We start from the raw sequence: 12404 nt of genomic DNA on the forward strand, positions 1-12404 counted from the left end.
AAAATGTTCACCGGAATCGTCACCGCCATCGGCACCATCACCAAAGCGGAGCAGCGCGGCGATTTGCGCGCGCGGATCAATGCGCCGCTCGATCCCGCACGGATCGATATCGGAGCCTCAATCGCCTGTTCGGGCGTGTGCCTGACGGTGGTAGATCGCGGCGGCGAAGCGGGCGATGCGTGGTTCGATGTCGATATTTCCGGCGAGTCCGTCAAACGCACCGTTGCAGGCATGTGGACCGAAGGGCAGTCGCTGAACATCGAACCATCCCTGCGCGTGGGCGACGAGCTGGGCGGGCACATCGTCACCGGCCATGTCGATTCCATCGGCGAAGTGGTGCTCGCCGAAAAGACCGGCGACAGCTGGAAACTGGTGATCCGCGCCCGCGCGGAGATGTCACCCTTTATCGCAGAGAAAGGCTCAATCACCGTCAATGGAGTGTCGCTGACCGTCAACGATGTGCGAGACCGCACGGATAAAACCTGCGACTTCATGCTCAACATCATCCCGCACACCGCCGAGGTGACGACCCTAGGCGTGCTGGGCGTGGGCGATCAGGTCAATCTCGAGATCGACGTGCTGGCGCGGTATCTAAAGCGGATGCAGGGTCTGGCAGCGGCGGGGTGAGCTTGCCCAAATGGTGTAGACGACTCAATTTTCGAATGTGCTGTATGCCGGACACTTCCGAGGAAGTTTGAACACGCACAAAATGAAGCCGAAGAACTTCGAAGTGAAATGCCAGCAACACTCCGTTCTATAAAAACGAATTTTGGATTCAGCGACCTACAAACGTGATGCGCCATCCGTCATCATACTGTTCGGCGACCGCCAGAGACTGGTTTGTGACAGGATGGGAAGTCAAGCATTCGCCGAATGCCGTGCCAGTCGCATCTTGCAATTCAAGCTCGCCATCAAACTCAATGTGTTTGGTCGCGCCTGCATCTCCAATGCTCTTTACACCAGTTACTTCGACGTTGCGCCAATTGGCATCGTTGTAAAACTGAAGCTCCCATCCCCGATATCCCGGGAACGTCCTACTTACAAAAACCTCAGCGCCGTTTCTCGGCCCCTGGGGTATCCTTTTGGTTTGAAATTGCCCCTTTGCCTCCAAGCAGTCGATGAACTCCCGAGGCATGGTAAACTTTGTTCCTGCAACCAATGATTGCTCTTCGATCAGCTGCTGAGCATCTTCCCGGTCGAGGTCCGACGTACAAGCCCCTCCAGTCAATGCCATACCGGTCAGCAAGACGGCGCGAAACGCGCTAATTTTCTGATGGTTCATTGTTGCCCCTCCTAGTCCTTGACACTTCCTTCAATGGAGAAAACATGTCAATAATCGCCAAGACGACTGGGGGTTCGAATTGAAGTATCTCACAAGCTATATTGCAGCAGTGCTCGCGCTTACCTTGAGTGCGTGCGATAGTGTTGCTCAAAACTCTATCAGTCCAAATTCTGGTATGCCTGATGAATTTCAAAGCGTTACCGCCATTAATGGCGGGCGAAAGGCCCCGGTTACTTTTTGGCTTGGAAGACTGAACGGAACTCCGCCTGTGGAGGTCGCTGAGTCAAAGCGAGACGAGCTATGCAAAGAGGTTGCAGGCAACTGCAGCGTTCTACTCTTCAAACAGAATTCAAACATCGATCTGAGTGAGGCATCACAAGTTTTGGCGAGCGGAGACAGAAACTCCATTCTGTCAGTAATGCAGCCACAGCAGCTTGCTGGGAGTTTTACTTCATTTTCCTCCGGTGATCGGGTGATCGATATTGCTAGGCTAGACTGCACAAAATTTTTGGGTGCGATAGATCGACCAACAATCATCTGTGATACCCAGATGGGGAAGCTTGAGGGTCTCGAAATTCCTGAAAGCTTTGAAGGAATCGTGCGTTGGGATTTCATTCAAGAAGACGCAGCAAACATTGAAGGTAAGCAGCCCATTTTGTTAGCCGAACTTGCACCTGAGTCAGATATCGAGGTTGCAGTGGGGGAAGGCGTCGGTCTGTGTCGGCGACTATCAGCAAGAAGCTGTGTTGTGTACTTTTCCTCAAGCGAAAAATCGTTTCCGATCGAGCAAATGAAACGAGCAGTCAAAACCGAATCTTTTTATGATTTGAGACGTCAGTACCGTCAATCTCAGACGCTATTGGGGCAGATTAAGTACGCTCGAACGCGGGAAAAGACAGAAAAAATTGAAATGACATTTCTCTGCTCCATTCCTGTGTCAGTGAATTTTGATGTCGGTCCTTGTATTGAGACATAGCTTTTGAGTTTGGAGTGGATTGGCCCGTTTGTGTCGTGGCTGCTTACCACCGCGCAAAAACCACGCACTCGCACGCATTTCCTACACTACCGCAGACCGCTACCGTCTTCTCGGCTCTTTCACATTGTCGGTCGTCTGGCAGCATAGCCAGAGATGGTGCCCAAAGTTGGACAATTGTCACCTGTGTCCTACACGCCGCTTTTCTCAAAATATCAGAAGCTTAACTCTGTAGGACACGCATGACATGTTGGAGAATGTGTCACCCGTTTCCTACTTCGAGAGAGGCCCGTTTTCGAACCCTTCGCGGGTGATTTCGAATACCCGGTGCAGCAGCCGTGCGCCCTGATACCGTGCCAGCTCGGTGCGGCGGGTGCGCTCTGCTCCGATATTTTCGAGCGCGATTTGGGAGCGGTAATTCGTCTCGCCGACGCGGAAATCGACCCGCTCTACAAACTCGAAAGCATGCGCCAACATCAGGCGCTTCGCCTGGCGGTTGATCCCCTTGCCCCAGCATTTGGTCGCAAAGAAGGTCCAGCCGATCTCGACCGATCCACCATCTTCTGGATCGTGCGCCTGATACCGCGATGATCCGATGACCTCGTCTTTGGTTTTGTCGATAATCGCCAGCGCGCCGCCTTTGGCCATGGCGTCATCAAAGAAGGCGCGAAACACGTCTTCTCGCCAGCGATCATGCATGGGATGCTGTTCCCAGATCGCCGGATCGCTCGCGACAGCAAACAGCGCGTCCCAGTCGCTTTCCTCAAGCGGTCTTATCAGCAGCCGCTCGTTTTCGAGGACCGGCTGACGGTTCACTCGCCGTCTGTTTCCGGGCCTGTTACCTCGGCAATGGCGTCAATAAACTTGTCGATATTGCCCATCGTCAGACCGGCAATGTTGATGCGGCCAGAACCCGCCATGTAGATGCCGTGATCCTCACGCAGCTGCGCCACCTGCTCCTTGGAAACAGGGAGGACGGAGAACAGCCCCTTTTGCGACCCAAGCGGCGCCATATCGACGCTGCCTTGCATTCCCGCCTCGCCTAGCTTCGCACGAACCTGAGCCATACGCTCGCGCATATCCGTCAACTCGTCCTGCCAGACTTGCGTCAGCTCGGCATCGCGCAGGATCAGACGGACGGCTGCCGCACCGTGATCAGGCGGCATGGACCAGCTTGCCCGGGCTAGTGCGTTGGCGTTGGAAAATGCCGTGTCGAGCGTCTCTTGCCCGTTCGCCAGAATATAGAACGCGCCCACACGGTCGCGGTACATGCCGAAGTTCTTGTCGCAGCTATAGGCGATGAAGGCTTCCGGTACTTTCGCAAGCACGCTGCGCATTCCGGCGACGTCTTCGTCCAGCCCGTGGCCTAGCCCGTGATAGGCGGTGTCGATGATCGGGAAGATACCCGTTTCGACAATCGCATCGCCAATCGCCGCCCAATCCTCGTCCGAATAATCGACGCCGGTCGGGTTGTGGCAGCAGCCATGCAGAAGCACGCCTTCGTTCGGGCCTGCGCCGCGGATCGCCGCAAGCACTGCATCGACATTGGCGGTGCCATCGGCGTTCGCATGATCAAAAGGCACCATTTCCATCGCAATATCGTTGATGATTTGCGCATGGTTCGGCCAGCTTGGCGTGCCCATATGCAGCTTTGTCATGCCGGCCTTTTGCGCCAGCGCGAGCGCGAGGCGCACGGCGCCCGTTCCGCCGGGTGTTTGCATACCAGCAATACGCCCGCCCATCGTAGCGTCCTCGCCGAAGATATACGGCATCAGAGCGTTGACGAAGCCCATATCGCCTTCCGGCCCGAGGTAACTTTTGGATGTCTGTTCATCGACCAGCTGCTGCTCAGCGCGTTTGATCGCGTCAAACACAGGGGTATCGCCTTCATCGGTGCGATAGACACCAACACCGAGGTCAATTTTGTCGGAGCGATTGTCAGCAGCGTACAGCTTGATCAGAGCAAGCAGCGCGTCGGGCGATTGTTGGTCGAGTCGTTGAAGCATCATGAATGCCCGCATGCCGCGCCATTGCATGCGCCGCAACCGCCTTTTCACAATCATTCGTATTCGCCCGCATTTTTTGCGGGTCGCGATGCGACTTAGAAGGGCAGCCAGCGCTGCTTCTTGGAAAATTTCATGTAGCCAGCATTGATGCCAAGCCGGACACCTGCACCCAAGCGGATCGGAATAAGGACCACATCACCCCGGCGCATGTAACTCGCGTGCATTCCGCCGATCAAATACGCCTGCCCCTCGCCAGCTGGGTAGCGCTTGTAGAGATCTTCCGTGTCAAACAGATTGTAGACCAGCACGAAAGTTTTGGCGGCGTTGGCTCCGGCATCGAATCCGACAGACGGGCCGGTCCAATAAACTTTACGTTCGCCTTCGACCTTGTGGTGAAGCGTCCCTGATCCGTAGCGCGCGCCAATGATGAACGCGCCGCCCGCTTCGCGCCCAACGATGTAGCCGTTGGGCTCGCCTTGGTCTTTCAGCAAATCCTCGATCATCCGCGCGAGACCTTCAGCACCCTTGCCGAATACGCCTTCCGCGGCACCGATCAGATCGTCTTCACCGTAAGTTTGCGGGTCCACTGCGGCAGCGGCCACGTCGCCGTCTTCCGGCACCGCTCCGGTTTCAGCAGTCTCGGCAGCCTCGTCACCGTAAGTGGCGAACTCGTCGTCAAACACACTTGGCGCTGCCGCTTCGCCAACAGGCGCAGCAGAGTTATCTGTAAGCACAGGCTGCTGGCCCTCAATCGGCTGCGCTACACTTGGTGCGGTATCGATTTGGGGTTGAACCAGATCGGCATCAATCGTTCCGGCCTGCTGCGTAGCACTGTCGGTAGTATCCGAAGCGCTTTGCTGTGCGGTCTCAAACGCATCATCCGGATCAAACGTACCGACACCCTGAGCTTGAACCGGCGCAGCAATAAGCGCGGCAGCTCCGACGGCTAACGCCAGCATTTTGTTCCAGATCATGCTCTTTGTTGCGATGCCTTTGTTGTCCATTGTCTTTACCCGCTCAGCCTTGCTCAGCATCACAAATGCCGATGCGGCTACCAGAAGAGTCGCTCTCTTCGCCTCAGGCAAGCGTGTGCGCGGCGAAGCGAATCGAAAACGCGACAAGGCGAAATGGCTTCGCCTTACTGGCTTGGTAGGGGGACTAGACTGAACCTCTGCAGAACCTGCAATCCATGAAAATGTCCAGGAACCATGCGGACAGGCAATTTTTGTAGTTTCCGACCTTGCCGCTGCGCAGATGGCCCACTATAGCGCGCCTCTCGCACATGGCATTTGAATGCCGCGACGTGCGGAGACGTGGGTGAGTGGCTGAAACCAGTTCCCTGCTAAGGAACCATACCTACTACGGGTATCGAGGGTTCGAATCCCTCCGTCTCCGCCACCTTTTTACAAATTCGGTGCTTTCAAAGAAACGCTGCCGCAGCCCGGCCAAGCGATGCGCCTTAGGCCTTGCCGTGTTCGGCGCGTGCAATCTCGTGCAGCCAGTCTGCATGGCGCGGAGCCGTCTTGGTCTCGCTCCATTCGTCCAGCATCATCGGTGCGACGCGCTTCAGCTCGGCATATTGCTCGTCCGTGCCTATATCCGCGGCCAGTTCGACACGGTGACCGTTCGGATCGAAGAAATAGATCGATTTGAAAATGCCGTGGTGGGTCGGGCCAAGCACATCGATGCCCAGCCCTTCAATATGCGCTTTGGCGTTCAGCAATTCGTCTTCCGATGCGACCCGAAAAGCTAGGTGCTGAACCCAAGCAGGCGTGTTTTCATCGCGGCCCATATCGGGCTGGTTCGGGAGCTCAAAAAACGCCAGGATGTTGCCATTCCCGGCATCGAGAAAGACATGCATGTATGGGTCATAGTCACCAGTGGAGGGGACATGATCCTCAGCAAAGGCAGTGGTGTATTCCATGCCCAGCACGCCGCCATACCATTCGACCGTTTCTTTGGCGTCTTTGCAGCGATAGGCGACATGATGAACGCCCGATGGTTTTACCGCGCCCATTATTCAGCCGGCTCTTCTACATTGAGAACACCACGTGCGACCTGATCGCGCTCAATGCTTTCGAACAGTGCTTTGAAGTTACCCTCGCCAAAGCCGTCTTTGTAGTCGCCAACCCGCTGGATGAATTCAAAGAAAACAGGCCCAATGCGCGGCTCGGCGAAAATCTGGAGCAGCAAACGCGGGCTGCCACCTTCAGTCGTACCATCCAGAAGGATACCGCGCGTTTTAAGCGCAGCTTCGTCGCGGCCATGGCCCGGCAGGCGCTCGGACAGCATCTCGTAATAGGTTTCCGGCGGCGCGGTCATAAACGGCACGCCGTGCTTCTTAAGCCGGTCCCAGCACGCCACCAGATCATCGCAGATCAGCGCGATATGCTGAATACCCTCGCCGTTATATTCGCGCAGATATTCCTCAATCTGCCCCTTACCATTCTCGCCTTCTTCGTTCAGCGGAATGCGGATTTTACCATCTGGCGCGGTGAGCGCTTTTGAGGTCAGGCCGGTATATTCACCCTTGATATCAAAATAGCGAATTTCCTGAAAATTGAAGAGCTTCTCATAGAAGTCCGCCCAATATTTCATGCGTCCGCCATAGACGTTGTGGGTCAGGTGGTCGATCAGTTGGAAGCCGCAGCCTTCGGGATGGCGATCAACACCCGGCAAATATGCAAAGTCGATGTCGTAGATCGAGAGGCCTTCGCCGCTTTCATCAGCATAGCGATCCACCAGATAAAGGATCGCGCCACCGATGCCGCGGATCGCGGGGATACGCAGTTCCATCGGGCCCGGCTCATTTACAACCGGCTCTGCGCCCTGCGCGATGAGGTGATCGTAAGCGGCGGCGGCGTCGCGGACGCGGAAGGCCATGCCGCAAGCCGACGGGCCGTGTTCACGGGCGAAGTACCAAGCGGCACTGCGCGGTTCATAATTGGCGATGAGATTGATGCCGCCCTGACGCCAGAGGTCGACGTCCTTCGACCGGTGCTTTGCCACAAGCGTGAAGCCCATCGCTTCAAACACAGGCTCAAGCACGCCTTTTTCAGGTGCACAGAATTCCACAAATTCAAAGCCATCAAGGCCAGCCGGATTGTCGAACAAATCGCCGGGGTGCATCGTCATTGGGAAAACCTCAAAATGTCAATTTAGTTACGCTTGAAACTAAATACGCCAATGAAGCCACTTTGTCAAAACCACAAAGGTGCGCGCGAAAGCCCGAGTGGCAAAGAGAAATGAGCCCTAAGCGATCCGGCCTATGTTGCGGCCATTTTTCTGTCGTACCGTCAGCTTCGCGCCAAATGGCTCGCCGCCATCAAAGGCAGCGCGCGTTGGCTCGTCGCTCAGATCCGCATTGCCTGACACACGCTCGCCCGCTTCATTGCGCCCGAGCCAGACTGCGACGCTGCCCTTCTTAGCGTTGTTGATCGTGTAAGTTTCCACCGTCGCCCGCTCAAAATCACCTTTGCCAGCCGGCACGGCGTTGTCGGCCAAGGGCAGCTTCTCATAGCGATCATTGGCTGACCAATCAGCGGGCTCGGTCGAGTAAACTCCCGCCGCATATTTGCTCATCCAGCCGCCGTTGGCCCCAACCAACGCAAAGGATCCGCGATCACCGCGCGTAGACTGAACGGCCTCGCAAATCGCATGCGCAGAATAATTATTGCCTGCGCCGCCAAAGAACGGAAGGCCGCCTGTAAGCGTCAATCCCCGTGGGTCATCGACAGTCAGTCCGAAATGGTCAATCTGATTGAAGACAGGAATCGCGAAGCACGAATAGAAATCGATGTATTGCATGTCCGCAATACCTTTCCCTGCTCGTGCCAGCGCCGCATCAACACTGGCAAGCGATGCCGGGTTGGCAGACAGGTCGGGGCGCTCGGAGAGCTTCAATTCAGTCGCTGAAGTGACGGCGTGGATATGCACCCATTTGTCTTCAGGAATGCCGAGTTTGCGCGCGAGACCGGCGCTGGCAATTATCACCGCTGCCGCCTGATTCACCTGATCGCGGGCGACAGTCATCCGTGTGTAGGGTTCGGCCACGATCCGGTTGCGCTCTGTCACAGTCGCGAGCTCTTCGGCGCTGCGTTTCACCTGCGCAGCGGCGTGTGGATTGGCAGCGGCGACCTTGGTGAAGGGTTCAAACAGCTCGCCAATATCGCGGCGATATCCGTCGAGGCTTTTGCACAGCTTTGCGCGCCGTGCATTCTCAGCCAGCGCATAGAGCGGGATCGCGCCCGTTGCGCCATGCGCGAACAACGAAGGTTCCAGCAAGCCTTCGACGCCGAAGCCCTGATCTTCAAAGTCGCCTTCGACTTCCTCTGACCAATCCGGCTTTTCGCCTTTTGCTGATAGCGCCAGTACTGTTGAGATGGCCTCTGACCCTACGACTACCGCACACTGGCTTTCGCCCGCCGCGATATCGCGCGCAAACTCGCCAACGAGCTTTTGATTGGTCTGCCCGCCTGTCGTCGTCAGGATCGCCCGTTTCGGATTGGCACCGACACGACCAGCAATGGCACGCGGCACATTGTTCGCCGCGCCGAAAGGCGGCTTGCGATCTGGCCGAGACATCTCAAACGCTCGGATGGCGGCCAGCGTGTCGATCTCTGGGGAGACCGGCTCGCTGGCACTGCTATCCGCAATCGCCGCCGCCAGTGCCCGTCCGGCAAGGTCCATATAGGACAATGCTTCGTAGCCGGGCTCACCCACGCGTTCCGAATATTGCCCAACGCCGATGATGACGGGCGTGTTGTCCGCGACCATTCCTACCTCGCTTAGTCTACGAAGCCGCCAACACGCTCAACAATGATCGCAGGTGCCATTCCGCCCGCTGCGCACATCGTTACGAGGCCCGTTTTAAGGTCGCGGCGCTCCAGTTCATCAAGGACGGTGCCGATCAGGATTGATCCGGTCGCACCGATCGGGTGACCCAAGGCAATCGAGCCGCCGTTCACATTGACCTTGTCCCAATCGAGATCGAGGTCGCGCACGAATTTCGCCGCTACAACAGCAAAGGCTTCGTTGATTTCAAACAGATCGATGTCGTCGACCGTCATACCCGCACGCTCCAAGACCTTCCTGGCCGCAGGAACAGGTGCGTTCAGCATCAACGTCGGATCATCGCCCATATTCGCGGTCTGAACGATGCGAGCGCGGGGTTTCAGGCCATGCTTCTGCGCATATTCCTTGCTTACAACGAGCACGGCAGCGGCACCATCAACCACGCCAGATGAATTGCCCGCATGGTGAAAATGCTGAATGTCGAGGTCAGGATACTTCTGATTGATCAGCTTGCGGAATGTCGTGCCGTTTGCATCCAGCGGTACATCGGCAATCTTCGTAAAGGCAGGTTCCAGCTGACCCAAACCCTCGAGAGTTGTCTGCGGGCGCGGATACTCGTCTTTGTCTAGCAGAACGTTGCCGTCATCGTCGGTCACAGCGATGACGGACTTTTCAAAGCGTCCTTCGCTCAGCGCCTCGGCGGCGCGTTGCTGCGAACGGTATCCGACCTCATCGAGGTCCTCGCGGGTGAAGCCTTCCATTGTTGCAATAGCGTCACCGCATATGCCTTGGTGAGATTGCGGGTGAACCGCTTGGAGGCGCTCGTTATAGCTGCCCATCATCGGCGGCTTGATGCCCGCCTGCATCTTCTCTTTCGACATTGCCGCTGTCAGGCTCATCATTTCTGTGCCGCCCGCAACGATGCAGTCTTCCATGCCGCTCATGATCTGAGCCGCTGCAAGGTTCACTGAAGTGATCCCGCCACCGCAGAAACGATCAAGCGTTGTGCCTGATGAAGTCACAGCATAGCCAGCGTCCAGAGCAGCCATCCGGCCCAGATCACCCGCCTGCATGCCGTCCTGCGTCGAAACCGACCAGATCACGTCGTCGACGGTCGAGGTGTCAATACCATTGCGCTCAGCGATGGCTTTCAGGACTGTCGCCGCCAAATGCTGCGGATGCTCCGCCGCCAAAGAACCTTTACCTTGTTTGCCAATGCCGCGCGGAGTGCGCACCGCGTCGATAATATATGCCTCGCCCATCGGGAATCCTCTCTCACTTGCTCAAATTGCAGTTGACGTAACCGTAAACCGCCTGCACCACTTGCACAAGAATTCAGTTTCAAAACGAAATCACTATTGAGCTAGGGAGAGCACCAGTGTCCGACACACAAGAAGTCCTGACCGAAGTCGATAACGGCGTATTGATCGTCACAATCAACCGACCAGAAGCCAAGAACGCCATGACCAAGGCGGCTGCAGAAGGCATCGCAGCAGCGATGGACCGTCTTGACAGCGAAGATGATCTCCGCGTCGGCATCCTGACTGGCGCAGGCGGCACGTTCTGCTCGGGCATGGATTTGAAAGGCTTCCTGCGCGGCGAAACGCCTTCGGTTGAAGGTCGCGGCTTTGGCGGCGTGGTTCAGGCTCCGCCAGCCAAGCCCCTGATCGCTGCTGTAGAAGGCTATGCACTTGCCGGCGGTCTTGAGCTGATGATTGCGTGCGATCTCGTAGTCGCAAAGAAGGGCGCGAAATTCGGCGTTCCTGAAGTGAAGCGCGGCCTTGTCGCGGCAGCTGGCGGCGTGATGATGCTGCCTGATCAGATTCCTGAGCGGATCGCGATGGAGCTTGCCCTGACCGGTGACTTTATCGACGCGCCGCGCGCTTATGAGCTTGGCTTGATCAACGAAGTCACCGAAGGTTCGGCGCTTGATGGCGCGAAGGCTCTCGCAGCAAAAATCGCCGCAAACGGTCCGTTGGCCGTCAAAGTCTCGAAGCAGATCGTCAAAGACTCGCGTGGGTGGGCGATGGATGATCGCTACACCAATCAAGCCAAACTGATTGCGCCGGTGTTCGTATCGGAAGACGCCCGCGAAGGCGCGGCTGCTTTTGCAGAAAAGCGTGCACCAAACTGGAAGGGCAAATAAACATGCCAGTTCTCAATGTAGCCCAGCCGGAATTCATGGATGACGAGGAGATTTCGATCTTCGCGGACGCCGTAGGCAAATTCTATCAGCAACATGCGCCGGAAAAGCGCGTTCTGAAATGGCGCGAAGAGGGCCAAGTCGAACGCGAGTTCTGGAACGAAGCAGGAGGCGCCGGTCTGCTCGGCGTTTCCGTGCCCGAGGAGTATGGTGGCCACGGCGGCGATTTTCGGCACGATATGGTGGTGATCGACCAACAGTCGAAGCACAATGTCGAAGGCTTCGCAGCCAGCCTGCATAACACCGTGATCCTGCCCTACCTCGTGCGCCACGGCACCGAAGAGCAAAAGAAGAAGTACCTTCCCAAGCTCGTCACTGGCGAACTCGTCAGCGCGATTGCGATGACAGAGCCGGGCGTCGGATCCGACCTTCAGAGCATCACCACGACCGCTCTGAAGGAAGGCAACGGTTACAAGATCAACGGCGCGAAGACGTACATATCCAACGGTCAGACTGCCGATTTCATTATCGTTGTGGCCAAGACCGATCCGAAGGAACGGGCCAAGGGCATTTCGCTCATGCTGCTCGAGACGGAAGGTGCAGACGGCTTTCAGCGCGGCAAGAAGCTCGATAAGATCGGGCTGGATGCAGCCGATACATCAGAGTTGTTTTTCGATGATGTATTCGTCCCTGCCGAAAACGTACTCGGCGGTGTCGAGGGCAAGGGCTTCTATCAATTGATGGGCGAGCTGCCTCAGGAACGGTTGATCATCGCTATGGGTGCGATGACAGGGATTGAGAAAGCTCTCGAAACGACGATGGAGTTCGTCAAAGACCGCAAAGCATTTGGTCAGACCATCTGGGATTTCCAGAACACCCAGTTCGTGATGGCTGATCTGCTCGCACGCAGCACGGCAGCTCGTGTATTCGTGAACGACTGCATCGCAAAGCACCTTAAGGGCGAATTGGACGTCCAAACCGCTTGCATGGCCAAGTATTGGGTCACCGAACTTCAAGGCGAAGTCGTCGACAAATGCCTGCAATTCCATGGCGGCGCGGGCTTCATCAACGATTATCCGATTGCACGCATGTACCGCGACAGCCGCATCACGCGAATCTTTGGCGGTTCAAACGAAGTCATGAAAATGGTGATTGCACGCGGCATGTAATCTGCACGGCTCACCACAAACTAAAGGGGCGGCTCGC

12 protein-coding genes and 1 tRNA gene are annotated in these 12404 nt (G+C 56.6%); 5 read left to right on the plus strand and 8 right to left on the minus strand.

The window, feature by feature from the left end:
* Nucleotides 1–3: 3 nt before the first annotated feature.
* Nucleotides 4–627 carry a riboflavin synthase gene (locus MWU39_RS11655; RefSeq protein WP_247160206.1) on the plus strand — a complete coding sequence of 208 codons (624 nt, stop codon included), beginning with the start codon at nt 4–6 and terminating at the stop codon, nt 625–627.
* 148 nt (nt 628–775) lie between these two features.
* Here the strand turns inward: MWU39_RS11655 and MWU39_RS11660 are convergent, their stop codons facing one another.
* Nucleotides 776–1282, minus strand: a complete 507-nt coding sequence (locus MWU39_RS11660) for a hypothetical protein (RefSeq protein WP_247160207.1) — start codon at nt 1280–1282, stop codon at nt 776–778.
* Between the two features lie 79 nt (nt 1283–1361).
* On the opposite strand from MWU39_RS11660, the gene MWU39_RS11665 reads away from it, so the two are divergent.
* Complete coding sequence (locus MWU39_RS11665) at nt 1362–2258, plus strand: hypothetical protein (protein ID WP_247160208.1); 897 nt, start codon at nt 1362–1364, stop codon at nt 2256–2258.
* Between the two features lie 270 nt (nt 2259–2528).
* On the opposite strand, the gene MWU39_RS11670 is transcribed toward MWU39_RS11665, so the two are convergent.
* The 3 genes from MWU39_RS11670 to MWU39_RS11680 all read right to left on the minus strand — a co-directional run bounded on the left by MWU39_RS11670 (nt 2529) and on the right by MWU39_RS11680 (nt 5220).
* Complete coding sequence (locus MWU39_RS11670; protein ID WP_247160209.1) at nt 2529–3071, minus strand: GNAT family N-acetyltransferase; 543 nt, start codon at nt 3069–3071, stop codon at nt 2529–2531.
* On the minus strand, nt 3068–4261 hold the full coding sequence (locus MWU39_RS11675) for an aromatic amino acid transaminase (protein ID WP_247160370.1): 1194 nt from the start codon (nt 4259–4261) through the stop codon (nt 3068–3070). Before MWU39_RS11675 ends, MWU39_RS11670 begins: the two co-directional genes overlap by 4 nt.
* 95 nt (nt 4262–4356) lie before the next feature.
* Entirely contained in the window at nt 4357–5220 is an 864-nt protein-coding gene (locus MWU39_RS11680; protein WP_247160371.1) for a DUF1134 domain-containing protein, read from the minus strand.
* Nucleotides 5221–5568: 348 nt separating this feature from the next.
* Between MWU39_RS11680 and MWU39_RS11685 the strand changes: the two genes are divergently transcribed.
* Nucleotides 5569–5659 (plus strand) — tRNA-Ser (locus MWU39_RS11685).
* 61 nt (nt 5660–5720) lie between these two features.
* Here MWU39_RS11685 and MWU39_RS11690 read toward each other — a convergent pair.
* The 4 genes from MWU39_RS11690 to MWU39_RS11705 all read right to left on the minus strand — a co-directional run bounded on the left by MWU39_RS11690 (nt 5721) and on the right by MWU39_RS11705 (nt 10317).
* Nucleotides 5721–6278, minus strand: a complete 558-nt coding sequence (locus MWU39_RS11690; RefSeq protein WP_247160210.1) for a VOC family protein — start codon at nt 6276–6278, stop codon at nt 5721–5723.
* Nucleotides 6278–7396, minus strand: coding sequence for a 4-hydroxyphenylpyruvate dioxygenase (hppD, locus tag MWU39_RS11695; RefSeq protein WP_247160211.1), 1119 nt, complete (start codon nt 7394–7396; stop codon nt 6278–6280). Before hppD ends, MWU39_RS11690 begins: the two co-directional genes overlap by 1 nt.
* Nucleotides 7397–7513: 117 nt before the next feature.
* Nucleotides 7514–9037, minus strand: a complete 1524-nt coding sequence (locus MWU39_RS11700) for an acetyl-CoA acetyltransferase (RefSeq protein ID WP_247160212.1) — start codon at nt 9035–9037, stop codon at nt 7514–7516.
* Between the two features lie 11 nt (nt 9038–9048).
* A complete protein-coding gene (locus MWU39_RS11705) occupies nt 9049–10317 on the minus strand; it encodes an acetyl-CoA C-acetyltransferase (protein WP_247160213.1) in 1269 nt (422 codons plus the stop codon).
* Between the two features lie 116 nt (nt 10318–10433).
* Here MWU39_RS11705 and MWU39_RS11710 point away from each other — a divergent pair, with 116 nt between their 5' ends.
* Both MWU39_RS11710 and MWU39_RS11715 read left to right on the plus strand, forming a co-directional pair.
* Complete coding sequence (locus MWU39_RS11710; RefSeq protein WP_247160214.1) at nt 10434–11201, plus strand: crotonase/enoyl-CoA hydratase family protein; 768 nt, start codon at nt 10434–10436, stop codon at nt 11199–11201.
* A 2-nt stretch (nt 11202–11203) separates the two neighbouring features.
* On the plus strand, nt 11204–12367 hold the full coding sequence (locus tag MWU39_RS11715) for an acyl-CoA dehydrogenase family protein (RefSeq protein ID WP_247160215.1): 1164 nt from the start codon (nt 11204–11206) through the stop codon (nt 12365–12367).
* Nucleotides 12368–12404: the final 37 nt, after the last annotated feature.

Source organism: Erythrobacter sp. F6033 (genome assembly GCF_023016005.1).
Lineage (GTDB): Bacteria > Pseudomonadota > Alphaproteobacteria > Sphingomonadales > Sphingomonadaceae > Erythrobacter.